The sequence below is a fragment of the Conexibacter sp. W3-3-2 genome, assembly GCF_009707605.1.
Lineage (GTDB): Bacteria > Actinomycetota > Thermoleophilia > Solirubrobacterales > Solirubrobacteraceae > Paraconexibacter > Paraconexibacter algicola.
The window spans coordinates 3,571,626-3,583,768 of the sequence record NZ_WLYW01000001.1 but is presented as its reverse complement, the minus strand read 5'-3'; the positions used below and the strand labels follow the sequence as shown (position 1 = coordinate 3,583,768).

Here is a 12,143-nt window from a genome sequence, read left to right as displayed (position 1 = left end):
TCAGCCGACGCCGAGGCCCATGCGCCGCGACACGTCGGTCAGCGCGGCGACGAGCCGGGTGCCGTCGTGGGCGCCGTCGGCGACCCACTCGGCGGTGATCGCGTCGCACGCGCCGATCCAGCCCAGCCCACGCAGCTGGTCGGCGCGCGAGAGCGCGGACCACGGGCGGCCCGCGGCGCGCTCGACGAGCTCGCGGCGGCGGCGGCGCACGGCGTCGTCGATCTCGGGGTGCACGCCGGCGGAGTGCATCCAGATCCCGTGGATCCACGGGTCGGCGGCGAGCACGTCGATCCACTCGCGCAGCCGCTCCTGGACGTCGCCCTCGGCGGCGACCAGTGGCGCGGTCGCCTGCTGGACCGCGTCCAGGACGGCGACGACGAGCAGGCGCTCGGAGCTCGAGAAGTAGTGGCGGGGCAGCGACGCGGCGACGCCCGCCTCGCGGGCGACCTCCTCGAGCGAGAAGCCGTCGACCCCGGTGCGCGCGAGCACCGCGCGCGCGGCGGACAGCAGCTGCGCGCGGCGCTCCGCCCGGGGCAGGCGCCGCGCGGCGCGCCCCGGGCGAGCGACCTCGGTCACAGCCCGAGGCTGCGACCGACGAGCTCCTTCATGATCTCGTTGGTGCCGGCGTAGATGCGGTTGACGCGCGCGTCGGCCCACATCTCGCTGATCTTGTACTCGGTGGTGTAGCCGTAGCCGCCGAACAGCTGGACGCACGCGTCGGTGACCTCGGACAGCAGGTCGGTGGTCCAGAACTTCGCCATCGCGGCCTCGGGCACGGTGCAGGTGCCGTCGACGTACTTCTGGATCGTCTGGTCCATGAACGCGCGGGTGATCGTGACCTTCGTGTGGAGGTCGGCGAGCACGAAGCGCGAGTTCTGGAACGAGCCGATCGGCTTGCCGAACGCCTTGCGCTCCTTGACGTAGTCGAGCGTCAGGTCGAGGGCGGCCTCGGCGCAGGCGATCGAGCTGACGGCCAGGCCCAGGCGCTCGGGGATCAGGTGGGCCATGAGCTGCGCGAAGCCCGTGCCCTCCTCGCCGAGGAGGTTCTCGACCGGGACCTTGCAGTCGTTGAAGAACAGCTCGGCCGTGTCGTTGGCGTGCTGGCCGCGCTTGTGGATCTGGTTGCCGCGCTCGAACCCGTCCATGCCGCGCTCGATGACGATCATCGAGAGGCCGCGGTGCGGGTCGTCGCCGGTGCGCACGGCGGTGACGACGAGGTCGGCGTTGATGCCGTTGGAGATGAAGGTCTTGCCACCGTTGACGATGTAGTGGTCGCCGTCGCGCTTGGCCTTCGTGCTGATCGCCGACAGGTCGGAGCCGGTGCCGGGCTCGGTCATCGCGAGCGCGAGGATGGACTCGCCGGAGGCGACGCCGGGGTACCAGCGCTCCTTCTGCTCCTCGTTGGCGGCGGCGCGGAGGTAGGGCAGGCCGAGGTCGTTGTGGACGTTCGGGCCCATCCACGAGGACTGCACGCCGGCGTAGGCGGCCTCCTCGGAGAGGACGGCGTTGAAGCGCCAGTCGTCGACGCCGGAGCCGCCGTACTCCTCCGGCACGGCCATCGCGAGGAAGCCGTGCTCGGCGGCCTTCGTGTACAGCTCGCGCGAGGTGATGTGGTCGTGCTGCCACTGCTCGTGGTGCGGGACGACCTCGGCCTTGAGGAAGCGCCGGAAGCTCTCGCGGTAGTCGTCGTGGACGTCGTCGAACAGCGGGCGGCGCGCGCCGGGGGCGAGCGTGATGGCCATGGGGATGCTCCTTGGTCGGAAGGTTCTGCGGGACCGCTTGTTGTGGTGTAGCACAACAGCGGCCGGGAGGCGTGCGGCGGGCGCGCCCGGATCAGCCCCCTGCGCGCCCCTCGACGACGTCCTTCAACCGGGCGAGGCGGCCCGCCCAGGCCCGGTCGGCCTGTGCCATCCACGTCGCGGCGGGCACCAGCGCCTCCTCGCGCAGCCGGTAGCGGACCTCCCGTCCGACGCCGCCGGGCGCGCGCTCGACGAGGCCGGCGTCGTCGAGGATCGCGACGTGCTTGGCGACCGCCTGCCGCGTGATCGGCAGCGCCTCGGTCAGCGCCGGGACGGAGGTCGTGCCGTCGCGCAGGAGCGTCTCGACGACCCGTCGCCGGGTCGGGTCGGCGAGCGCGGCGAACACCGCGCTGACCTGCTCCTGCCCGGGGCTCCCGTCGGCGGTCACGCGCGGGCGCACGCGTGCGCGCACGCGAGCGCGGCGAGCGGAAACGCGGGGACGGACTCGGTCACCACGACGCGGGCACCCGCCGGGGCGGCGACGACGAGCAGCTCGACGCGGGTGGCGGGCTCCTCGCCGTTCCACCACCACCAGACCAGCCGCGACGGCGCCTGCACGACCTCGACGTGGACCTCGCGGCCGGGCTCGTCCTCGAGCCAGGCGTCGCGCCCCTCCTCGGTGGCCAGGGACTCCCAGACCTCCTCCGGGGTCGCGTCGATCTCCACCTCGCGCGTGACAACCGACTGGTTGCTATGCTCGTATGACAACCGATTCATTGTCGAAAGGATACACGCGGTCATGCCCCTCACCCCGATGGTCGTCGAGCAGAGCTCCCGCGGCGAGCGGAGCTTCGACATCTACTCGCGACTGCTCAACGAGCGGATCGTCTTCCTCGGCAGCGAGGTGAACGACGAGATCGCCAACCTCGTCGTCGCGCAGCTGCTGCACCTCGAGAGCCAGGACCCCGACAAGGACATCGCGCTCTACATCAACAGCCCGGGCGGGGTCGTCTACAGCGGCCTGGCGATCTACGACACGATGCAGTTCATCAAGCCCGACGTGCAGACGATCTGCTGCGGGATCGCCATGAGCATGGGCTCGCTCCTGCTCACCGCCGGCGCCCCCGGCAAGCGGTTCGCGCTGCCGAACAGCCGCATCCTCATCCACCAGCCGCACGGCGGCTACCAGGGCCAGGCCAGCGACATCGAGATCCACGCGCAGGAGACGCGCGAGCTGCGCCGCCGGCTCGACGAGATCTACGCCGAGCACACCGGTCAGACGGTCGCGCGCGTCCACGAGGACATGCAGCGCGACCGCTTCTTCACCGCCGAGCAGGCGAAGGAGTACGGGCTCATCGACGACGTCGTGTCCGGGCACCGCGCAGTCGGACGGACCCCCGCGGGCTTCGCGAGCGGGCGCAGCGCGGGGTCGGACTGATCGGCGCCGCCCCGGGCCACCTGAGCCGCCCCCGGTCCCCGCACGGCGCACCGTGCGGGGACCGGAGCTCGCGGCCAGCTAGCGCAGGCGCAGGCGCACCTTCGTGTCGCCCGCGACCAGCGTGTAGGAGCCGGCGCCCAGCCGGCGGGTGCTCTTCAGCGTCACGCGGCCACGGCTCACCGAGCCCTTCGCGACCGTGCGGCCGCCACGCACCAGGCGCACGGTCGAGCGCGACGCGAACGCGACCGTGCAGGTCACGCGCGTGCGGGTCTTCGTCACCTTGCAGGTGACGGTGCCGTCCCGGCCGGCCGGGCCCTGCGGGCCGACCGCCCCGGCCGGACCCTGGGCGCCCGCCGGGCCCGCCGCACCGGGCGTGCCCTGCGGCCCCGCCGGCCCGGCCGCGCCCGGCGTCCCGGCGGCACCGTTGGCGCCGTTCGTCCCGTTCGTGCCCGCCGCACCGTTGGCGCCGTTCGTCCCGTTGGTGCCGTTCGTCCCGTTGGTGCCGTTCGTCCCGTCGGCGCCGTCCTGACCGGCCGGGCCCTGCGGTCCGGCCGGGCCCGCCGGGCCCTGGCCGCTCGTCGCCCGGCCCTGGTAGACCGCCTCGAAGTCCGGGACGCTCAGGTGCAGCAGCTGCCCGTACTCGACGAGCGACGGATCCTGCGAGGTCGGGAACGCCTTGTGGACCTGCGCGTCGAACAGGAACTCGCCGCGGCCGAGCAGGTCCTCGACGTCGATGATCCCGGACGACTCCTCGTCGGCGGTGAACGGCGCGTTCACGCCGCCCGGGGTGACCGGGGCGAAGAGCTGGCGGTCGAACTCGGCGACCACGCCGCGACGGCCGGTGCCGATGTCGTAGGCGACGATCCGCGCCACCGACGCGTTGTTGCCCGGGTCCTCCTGGATGAGGACGTTGCCGTGGCGGTCGATCGCCATGTTGTCCGGCTTGTTGAGGAACGGCGCCTCGGAGCCGTCGAGCAGCAGCGTCAGGGTGGCGCCCTTCAGCGGGTTCTCGATGTCCTTGTAGCGCAGGCGCCACAGGCCGCCGCCGTTGCGGTCGTCCTGCGACCCGGGACCGTTGAGGTCGGTCGCCCCGCCCTCGGTGGTGAGGAAGTAGAAGTCGCGCGGGTTCTGCGGATCCCAGTGACCGTCCTCGACCCGCGAGAGCGAGAGGCCGTCCGCGAGCGCCTCGGCGTTCTGCGCGGCACCGGTCTGGTTCCACGGGACCTCGGCGAGGTCGACCTGGACCGGCACGCCCTTCCCGTAGGTGTCGCGGAACTCCGCGTCGGAGTCGACGGTCTCGTCGAGCAGGTCGATCACGTAGTTCGTGCCGTTGGTCAGGCCGGCCTTGTCGAAGGCGTCGCCGCTGGCCGTCTTCGTGCCGACATAGGTCCAGATCTGGCCGGGGGTCGCGTCCTCCTGGCCCTGCACGAGGGTCGTGTCGGTGCGGTTGGCGGCGGGCACCGTGTTCTCCCAGGAGAACAGGCCCAGGCGCGGCAGCTGCTTCGTCGTGCCGTCGTCGAGGATGCCGAAGACGCGCGAGTTGTCGCCGCTCTCCTCGTTGCCGAAGTAGATCTGGCCGGCGAAGCCGTTTCCGGTGGTCGGGTTGAACAGGCCGCCCGGGGCGGTCAGGGTCGCCGAGCAGAAGCGGGCGAACGCCGCCCCGAACGGACCGGTCGGGGTCGACGCGTACGCGCCCGCCGTCGGGGTCGACGCGTCGTACTGCCAGAAGCTCGTCTCGTTCGGCCCGATGAGGTCGGCGCCGGTGTCGACCTTCAGCGTGTCACGGTCGATGACGTAGCTCGACACGAACGAGCCGGTCTGGCCGTGCGCTCGCACCGCACCGGCGGTGGCGCCGAGCTCGTGGTTCATGAACAGGTCGAGCTTGCCCGTCGCCGCGGAGGCCCGCGCACCCAGGCCGTCGGGGATGCCGACCATCTTGTAGCCGTTGGCGGCGGGCAGGTCGCCGACGGTCAGCAGCGAGGTGGTCTCCACGCCGGGACCGACGGGCTTCACGTACGGCGCGACGGTGGTGGACGGGCCGGTCGCCGCGAGGGCGGGCGTGGCGGCGATGAATCCGAGCGACGCCGCGGACGCGGCGATGGCCAGGACGGACGGGGTGCGACGGGACAAGACGGGTCTCCCTGTGGTGGTTGGCCCGCGCTGTCTAGGGGCGCCGCCCACGTGCCGCTGTGACCGGCCGGTGAACCGGCCTGGAGATGTGTCCGCCGTTCACGCCGCCGAGCGCCCACGCGCCACGAGAGCAGCGATGAGGGCGCCCATCCGACAGGGCCCGTGGCGCCCTCCCCGCCGCCGTCCGGCCGACCGCCTACGGGAAGACCGGCGGGCGCTTGGCGAGGAACGCCGCCGCGCCCTCGACGCCCGTCGGCGACCCCGCGAGGTCGGCGATGCTGTCCGCCTCGGCCTGCAGCTGGTCGGCGAGCGTCGCCGTCGCGCTGCGGTCGAGCAGCCGCTTCACCGCGCCGTGCGCCGCGACCGGGCCGGCGGCGAGCTTCTCGGCGATCTCGTCCACGCGCGCGTCGAGCTCCTCCTCGGGCACGACCTCGTTGAGCAGGCCGAGCGCCCGCGCCTCGTCCGCCTTCACGCGCCGGTTGGTGAGCATCAGCTCCGCGGCGACGCGGCGGCCGACGAGACGGGGCAGCAGCCAGGAGGACCCGCCGTCGGGGGACAGGCCGATCCCGGTGTACGCGACCGTGAACGACGCGCCCGGACCGCCGATCGCGAGATCCGCTGCGCACACGAGGCTCATCCCCGCGCCCGCGGCGGCACCCTGCACCTTCGCGACGACCGGCGCGTCGAGCGCGGCGAGGCCGAGCAGGCCGTCGTGCAGGTCGGTCGCCAGCGCGTGCAGCGCGGCGCGCGGGTCGTCCGCGGAGGCGAAGTAGTCGATCGAGCCGCCGACGCAGAAGAACCGGCCCTCGCCCGCGAGCACGACGACGCGCACGTCGTCGCGGGCCGCGAGCTCGGCGGCCGCGTCCTTCAGGGCGCCGGCCATCGCCGGGTCGATCGAGTTGCCGTTGGCGGGGGTCGCGAGGGTCAGCCGGGCGATGCCGTCGGCGATCTCGGTGCGGAGCGGGCTCGGGGACATGCCGGGCAGCCTATGGCCCCGCGCCCCGCGACAAAGCTACGCCGACGTAGATCTGGCGCCCGCTCCCCCGGCCGCCGTGCGAGGATGGGCGCGTGGCCGCCCGCACCCGTCGCCCGTACGCCCCGCGCATGGCGGTCGAGGACCGCCGCGAGCAGCTGCTCGACGCGGCGCTCGACGTGATAGCCCGCGACGGCTGGCAGGCCCTCACCATGGAGGCGCTCGCGCGCGAGGTCGACGTCACCCGCCCGGTCGTCTACTCCGCCTTCCGCGACCTCGGCGCCGTGCTCGCCGCGCTGTTCGCCCGCCAGGAGGAGCGGGCGCGCACGGTCGTCGAGCAGTCGCTGCCGACCAAGGAGGACCTCGCCGACCCGGACGCCGCGCTCGTGCGCGCGATGGGCCGCTTCGTCGACGCCGTCGCGCAGGACCCGCGCGGCTGGCGGCTCGTGCTCCTGCCCCCCGACGGCACGCCCTCCGCGATCCGGCACGTGGTCGAGCAGAACCGCCAGCAGTACGCGGACCGCATCACCGAGCTCGTCTCCTGGGGGCTCGAGCAGCGCGGCGGTCCCGCCGGGCTCGACGTCGAGCTCGCGGCACGCTCGATCCTCGCGATCATCGAGGAGGCCGGACGGCTGCTGCTCGTCGACCCGGAGCGCTACTCCGCCGCGCGGCTCGAGGCGTTCGTCGGGACGATCATGCGCGCCCTCGCGCGCGAGTAGGACACGCGCGGGCGCGCCGCCGCGGTCAGGCGCGCGGCCGCAGCGGCGGCACGCGCACGAGCACGGTCACCCGTGCGGGGCGCGGCTCGTCGCTCAGCGTGAGGAAGTCGCGCACCGGCCCGCGGCGGCCGCAGTAGGAGCACCACAGCTCCTCGTCGGGACGCATCCGCGGCGCGGTCGGGTGGGTCGGGAAGTCGCAGTCCGGACACGCCAGGGTGCCGTCGCCGAGCGTCCCGGTCCGCCGGTCGCGACGCACCTCGTGCGGTCCGCCGACCGCCGCGGACCGGTCCGGCCCATCGCCCTTCGCGGGATCGACGTCGCGGTGCAGCGCCACCGGTCGAGTGTGGCAGACGCGGCCGCGCGCCCCGCCGGGACGCCCGTATCCCGGCGTCCCCCCGATGGGGGAGGAAGATGACCCCGTGACCGACCCGCGCCCGGTGTAACGTGCGATCCACGGGCAGCGAGGGGGCTCGTTCCACCGTCCTCCGCGCCGCCGTCGATCCCCGACAGCGAGACGAACGGACCGCAACGCCATGAGCACCGTCGAAGGCCCTCCGAAGAGAACGGAGGTCCAGGAGCGCGTCGTCGTGCGGTTCGCTGGCGACTCCGGTGACGGCATGCAGCTTGCCGGCGACCGGTTCACCGCCGCGACCGCCGCCCTCGGCAACGACCTCGCCACCCTCCCCGACTTCCCCGCCGAGATCCGCGCGCCCGCCGGCACGATCGGCGGCGTCAGCGCCTTCCAGATCCACTTCGCCGCGCGCGACATCCTCACGCCGGGCGACAAGCCCAACGTGCTCGTCGCGATGAACCCCGCGGCGCTCAAGGCGAACATCGCGCTGATGGACCGCGGGACCACGATCATCCTCAACGAGGACGCGTTCACCGTCCGGGCGATCCAGAAGGCCGGCTACGAGGAGAACCCGCTGGAGACCGGCGAGCTCGACTCCTACAGCGTCAAGCGCGTCCCGATGACGACGCTCACGCAGGCCGCGGTCGAGGGGCTCGAGGGCGTCGGCACCCGCGACGCGCAGAAGTCCCGCAACGTCTTCGCGCTCGGGCTGATCTCGTGGCTGTACGACCGGCCGCTCGACGTCACCGAGGCGTGGATCGCGCAGAAGTTCGCGAAGAAGCCGCACATCGCCGCCGCGAACGTCGCGGCGCTCAAGGCGGGCTGGAGCTTCGGCGAGACGAGCGAGCTGATCGACGTCCAGATCTCCGTTCCCGCCGCGACCGACGTGCCCGCCGGCACCTACCGCAACGTCAACGGCACGACGACGACTGCGCTCGGCCTGATCGCGGCGAGCTCGCGCAGCGGCCTGCCGCTCGTGCTCGGCGCGTACCCGATCACGCCCGCCTCGGAGCTGCTGCACGAGCTGTCGCGCCACGCGAAGCTCGGGGTGCGCACCGTCCAGGCGGAGGACGAGATCGCCGCCGCGTCGATCGCGCTCGGCGCCTCGTTCGGCGGCCGGCTCGGCGTCACCTCGACCTCCGGCCCCGGCATGGACCTGAAGACCGAGACGATCGGCCTGGCCGTGATGCTCGAGCTGCCGATGGTCATCATCGACGTGCAGCGCGCCGGCCCCTCCACGGGCCTGCCGACGAAGACGGAGCAGGGCGACCTGCTGCAGGCGCTCTACGGCCGGCACGGCGAGTCGCCGATGCCGGTCGTCGCCGCGTCGACGCCGGGGCAGTGCTTCGAGGCCGCCTACGAGGCCTGCCGCATCGCGGTCCGCTACCGCACCCCGGTGATCCTGCTGACCGACCTGTTCCTCGCGAACTCCTCGGAGCCGTGGCGGATCCCGGAGCCCGACGCGCTCCCCGCGATCGACCCGCGGTTCCGGACCAGCGCGCCGTCCGACGACGACGTGTTCCTCCCCTACTCGCGCGACGACGACCTCGCGCGCCAGTGGGCGATCCCCGGGACCCCCGGGCTGCAGCACCGCATCGGCGGACTGGAGAAGGCGGAGCTGACCGGCGCGATCAGCTACGAGGGCCCCAACCACGCGCGCATGACCGAGGTGCGTGCCGCGAAGGTCGCCGGGATCGAGGTCCCCGACGTCGTCGTCGACGGCGACGAGGACGCGACGCTGCTCGTGCTCGGCTGGGGGTCCAGCCGCGGCGCGATCCGGGCGGGCGCCCGCCGCGCGCGCGAGTCCGGCGCGAAGGTCGCCACCGCGCACCTGCACAACCTCAACCCGCTGCCCGCGAACCTCGGCGACGTGCTGCGGTCCTACGACCGCGTGCTGCTGCCGGAGATGAACTGCGGGCAGCTGGCGATGGTGCTGCGCGCCCGCTACCTCGTCGACATCGAGTCCTACAGCAGGGTGGAGGGCCGGCCGCTCTTCGCGCCCGAGATCGAGCAGGCCATCCTGGAGCGTCAGTCATGAGCACGATCGAGACCCCGTTCACGAAGGCGGACTTCCAGTCCGACGCGGAGACGCGCTGGTGCCCGGGCTGCGGGGACTACGCGATCCTCGCGGCGGTCCAGGGCTTCATGCCCGAGCTCGGCATCCCGCCGGAGAACGTCGTGTTCGTGTCCGGCATCGGCTGCGCCGGGCGCTTCTCCTACTACATGGACACGTACGGGATGCACGGCATCCACGGCCGCGGTCCCGCGCTCGCCACCGGCCTGGCGACGGCGCGCGACGACCTCTCGATCTGGGTCGTCACCGGTGACGGCGACGCGCTGTCGATCGGCGGCAACCACCTCATCCACGCGATGCGCCGCAACGTGCCGGTGAAGATCCTGCTGTTCAACAACCAGATCTACGGGCTGACCAAGGGCCAGGTGTCGCCGACCTCCGAGCGCGGCAAGGTCACGAAGTCGACGCCGTTCGGCTCCAGCGACGCGCCGTTCAACCCGGTGTCGCTCGCGCTCGGCGCCGACGCCACGTTCGTCGCCCGCACGATCGACAAGGACAAGAAGCACATGCCGGAGGTCCTGCGGGCCGCGGCCGCCCACCCGGGCACCGCGCTCGTCGAGATCTACCAGAACTGCCCGGTGTTCAACGACGGGGCGTTCACCGCGCTGACCGACAAGGACCACGCGGCGCTGAACCAGATCCGCCTCGTCGACGGGGAGCCCGTCGTGTGGGGTCCGGACGACGCGCGCCGCGCGGTCGTCCACGGCGCGGACGGCGACCTCGAGGTCGTGGCGCTCGCCGACGCGGACGAGTCGCGGATCGTCGTGCACGACGCGCGTCGGGAGAACCCGGCGCTCGCGTTCGCGCTCTCGCGGCTGTCCTCGCACCCCGACGGGCCGACCCCGATCGGCGTGTTCCGCGACGTGTCCCGCCCGGTGTACCAGGCCGACGTGCCGCCGCCGGCGGCGCCGAGCGCGCAGGACCTCCACGGGCTCCTCCACGCCGGCGACACCTGGACGGTCGCCTGAGCGATACCGCGCCCCACCCCGCGTGGGGTGGGGCGCGAGCGGGCCCGCCGGTGTCAGCGGTGCCGCGGCGGCGGGTCAGTCGTCGCTGCGGTCGTCGTCGCTGCGGTCGTGGTCGCGGTCGTCGTCGCTGCGGTCCTCCGTGCGGTCGCCGCCGCGATCGTCGTCGCCGTGGTCGCGGTCGTCGCGCACGCCGTCGTCGTCGCTGTCGCGGTCGCAGGGGCTCGTGCCGTCGCGCATCTCGCGCGCGTTGGAGACCCCGTCGCGGTCGCGGTCCTCGCGGGCGTCGCGCACGCCGTCGTCGTCGCTGTCGCGGTCGCGCGGGTCGGTCCCCGAGAGGTACTCGCCGCGGTTGGTCAGGCCGTCGCGGTCGGTGTCGCGGGCGCTGTCGTCACTGCGCGTGGACAGCTGGTGGCTGCGCTCCCAGCGGTCGGGCATGCGGTCGTGGTCACGGTCGCCTGCACCGGCCAGCGCGAGGGCGGGCGTGGCGAGGACGGCGGTCAGGGCGGCCAGGGCGGCGGTGCTGCGAGGGGACATGGTGCTCCGTCGGTCGGGGAAGCCGGGAGGGGATCCCGGGCGACGGGTGGTCGTCGCCCCCATGTTGTCCCGCACCGACGGCCATGGCTGGGCCCGGGGAAGGTGAGCTGCGGGTAACGCCCACCTCCCCGGCCCGCCAGGGTCAGGCGCCGAGGCCGGCGCCGACGAGCCGCTCGACCGCGTCCGCGCAGGCGACGACCCCGCCCGCGGAGCGCACCTCCTCGCGCAGCGTCCGGGCCCGCGGGGCGAGCGCCACGGCCGCGTCGACCGCCGCCCGCACCCCCCGCCGGGGTGACCGCGTCCTCGGCGAGGACGACGCCCGCCCCGGCGCAGGCCAGCTGCTCGGCGTTGGTGAACTGGTCGACGGCCTGGGGCAGCGCGACGGTCGGCACGCCCGCCCAGAGCGCCTCCGACGCCGAGCCCATGCCCGCGTGCGTGACGAACACCGCCGCGTGGTCGAGCACGTCGAGCTGCGGCTGCGCACGCGCCGCGACCACCCCGTCGGGCAGCGGGCCGAGCGTCGCCGGATCGACCTTGCCGGTGGCGAGGACCACGCGGTAGGCGTCGGCGAGCCCGTCGACCGCGGCGCGGTAGAGGTCCGGCCGGTCCGTGTAGGAGGTGCCGAGCGCCACGTACGCCAGCGGCCGGTCACCGGCCGGCGGCACGAACCCCGTGCGGCGACCCTCGTCGACACATGGTCCGGCGAACACCACGTGCGGGCCGACCCGGTCGGCGTGCGGCTGCAGCACCCGCGGCAGCAGCGCCACGCACGCGGGCGGCAGCCCGAGGTAGTCGTCGACGTCGAGCGTCACGCCGTGCTCGCGCAGCCACGCGCCGAGCGACGCGAAGTAGCGGGCCCCGCTCGCCGACGCCTTCAGCTGCGCGGTGAACTCGGCCGTCTCCTCGCGGTAGCCGTCCCAGGCGACCATCGCGGGGGACAGCTGGATCGCGGGCACGCCCCAGCGGTGCGCGGCGATCCGCGCCCCGAGCCCGCCGATGTCGTAGAGCACGGCGTCCGGGGCGGGGCCGTCCACGAGCACGTCGAAGCCGGCGCGGGCCTCGTCGAGGAACAGCTGCATCGCCTCGCCCGGGTCGCCGGACCACGCCTCGTCGGTGGTCGGCAGCACGGAGCGGTAGGGGAGACGGTCGCCCCGGTCGGGGCGACGAGGTCGGCGAGGCGGTCGCCGACGGCGTAGCGGACGTCGTGTCCGCGGGA

Annotated in this window: 13 protein-coding genes; 4 read left to right on the top strand and 9 right to left on the bottom strand. The window is 73.8% G+C overall.

The features are described from left to right. The 4 genes from GKE82_RS17335 to GKE82_RS27205 form a co-directional block, all read right to left on the bottom strand. Positions 1-576 (bottom strand): TetR/AcrR family transcriptional regulator, encoded by a 576-nt coding sequence (locus GKE82_RS17335; protein WP_154734150.1) that lies wholly within the window; start codon positions 574-576, stop codon positions 1-3. After that, positions 573-1,742 carry an acyl-CoA dehydrogenase family protein gene (locus tag GKE82_RS17330; RefSeq protein WP_107568307.1) on the bottom strand — a complete coding sequence of 390 codons (1,170 nt, stop codon included), beginning with the start codon at positions 1,740-1,742 and terminating at the stop codon, positions 573-575. Before GKE82_RS17330 ends, GKE82_RS17335 begins: the two co-directional genes overlap by 4 nt. A 91-nt stretch (positions 1,743-1,833) precedes the next feature. Then, positions 1,834-2,199 (bottom strand): helix-turn-helix transcriptional regulator, encoded by a 366-nt coding sequence (locus GKE82_RS27210; protein ID WP_196189280.1) that lies wholly within the window; start codon positions 2,197-2,199, stop codon positions 1,834-1,836. Beyond that, positions 2,184-2,507 carry a hypothetical protein gene (locus tag GKE82_RS27205; protein WP_146175301.1) on the bottom strand — a complete coding sequence of 108 codons (324 nt, stop codon included), beginning with the start codon at positions 2,505-2,507 and terminating at the stop codon, positions 2,184-2,186. The genes GKE82_RS27210 and GKE82_RS27205 overlap by 16 nt, the downstream gene beginning before the upstream one ends. Before the next feature lie 31 nt (positions 2,508-2,538). On the opposite strand from GKE82_RS27205, the gene clpP reads away from it, so the two are divergent. Next, positions 2,539-3,177 (top strand): ATP-dependent Clp endopeptidase proteolytic subunit ClpP, encoded by a 639-nt coding sequence (gene clpP / locus GKE82_RS17320; protein ID WP_154734148.1) that lies wholly within the window; start codon positions 2,539-2,541, stop codon positions 3,175-3,177. Positions 3,178-3,255: 78 nt separating this feature from the next. Here clpP and GKE82_RS17315 read toward each other — a convergent pair whose 3' ends face one another. Both GKE82_RS17315 and GKE82_RS17310 read right to left on the bottom strand, forming a co-directional pair. Next, positions 3,256-5,307 (bottom strand): alkaline phosphatase PhoX, encoded by a 2,052-nt coding sequence (locus tag GKE82_RS17315; RefSeq protein WP_154734147.1) that lies wholly within the window; start codon positions 5,305-5,307, stop codon positions 3,256-3,258. A gap of 196 nt (positions 5,308-5,503) precedes the next feature. Next, positions 5,504-6,283 (bottom strand): enoyl-CoA hydratase/isomerase family protein, encoded by a 780-nt coding sequence (locus GKE82_RS17310; RefSeq protein WP_154734146.1) that lies wholly within the window; start codon positions 6,281-6,283, stop codon positions 5,504-5,506. 92 nt (positions 6,284-6,375) lie between these two features. On the opposite strand from GKE82_RS17310, the gene GKE82_RS17305 reads away from it, so the two are divergent. Further along, entirely contained in the window at positions 6,376-6,999 is a 624-nt protein-coding gene (locus GKE82_RS17305; RefSeq protein WP_107568297.1) for a TetR/AcrR family transcriptional regulator, read from the top strand. A gap of 25 nt (positions 7,000-7,024) precedes the next feature. Here the strand turns inward: GKE82_RS17305 and GKE82_RS17300 are convergent, their stop codons facing one another. Beyond that, positions 7,025-7,333 (bottom strand): hypothetical protein, encoded by a 309-nt coding sequence (locus tag GKE82_RS17300; RefSeq protein ID WP_107568296.1) that lies wholly within the window; start codon positions 7,331-7,333, stop codon positions 7,025-7,027. 199 nt (positions 7,334-7,532) lie between these two features. On the opposite strand from GKE82_RS17300, the gene GKE82_RS17295 reads away from it, so the two are divergent. Together GKE82_RS17295 and GKE82_RS17290 are read left to right on the top strand one after the other, a co-directional pair. Continuing rightward, the gene (locus GKE82_RS17295; protein WP_107568295.1) at positions 7,533-9,389 is read left to right on the top strand and encodes a 2-oxoacid:acceptor oxidoreductase subunit alpha; all 1,857 of its coding nucleotides are present in this window, start codon (positions 7,533-7,535) and stop codon (positions 9,387-9,389) included. Then, positions 9,386-10,393 carry a 2-oxoacid:ferredoxin oxidoreductase subunit beta gene (locus tag GKE82_RS17290; RefSeq protein WP_154734145.1) on the top strand — a complete coding sequence of 336 codons (1,008 nt, stop codon included), beginning with the start codon at positions 9,386-9,388 and terminating at the stop codon, positions 10,391-10,393. The genes GKE82_RS17295 and GKE82_RS17290 overlap by 4 nt, the downstream gene beginning before the upstream one ends. A gap of 75 nt (positions 10,394-10,468) precedes the next feature. Here GKE82_RS17290 and GKE82_RS17285 read toward each other — a convergent pair whose 3' ends face one another. Together GKE82_RS17285 and GKE82_RS17280 are read right to left on the bottom strand one after the other, a co-directional pair. Then, positions 10,469-10,927 (bottom strand): hypothetical protein, encoded by a 459-nt coding sequence (locus GKE82_RS17285; protein ID WP_154734144.1) that lies wholly within the window; start codon positions 10,925-10,927, stop codon positions 10,469-10,471. Further along, entirely contained in the window at positions 10,891-12,054 is a 1,164-nt protein-coding gene (locus GKE82_RS17280) for a nucleotide disphospho-sugar-binding domain-containing protein (protein ID WP_309233678.1), read from the bottom strand. The genes GKE82_RS17285 and GKE82_RS17280 overlap by 37 nt, the downstream gene beginning before the upstream one ends. Between the last annotated feature and the right edge of the window lie 89 nt (positions 12,055-12,143).

Coding starts and splice junctions, on each gene's coding strand:
- GKE82_RS17330 (WP_107568307.1), bottom strand. CDS start 1,742: ATGGCCATCACGCTCGCCCCCGGCGCGCGCCGCCCGCTGTTCGACGAC.
- clpP (WP_154734148.1), top strand. CDS start 2,539: ATGCCCCTCACCCCGATGGTCGTCGAGCAGAGCTCCCGCGGCGAGCGG.
- GKE82_RS17310 (WP_154734146.1), bottom strand. CDS start 6,283: ATGTCCCCGAGCCCGCTCCGCACCGAGATCGCCGACGGCATCGCCCGG.
- GKE82_RS17295 (WP_107568295.1), top strand. CDS start 7,533: ATGAGCACCGTCGAAGGCCCTCCGAAGAGAACGGAGGTCCAGGAGCGC.
- GKE82_RS17290 (WP_154734145.1), top strand. CDS start 9,386: ATGAGCACGATCGAGACCCCGTTCACGAAGGCGGACTTCCAGTCCGAC.
- GKE82_RS17285 (WP_154734144.1), bottom strand. CDS start 10,927: ATGTCCCCTCGCAGCACCGCCGCCCTGGCCGCCCTGACCGCCGTCCTC.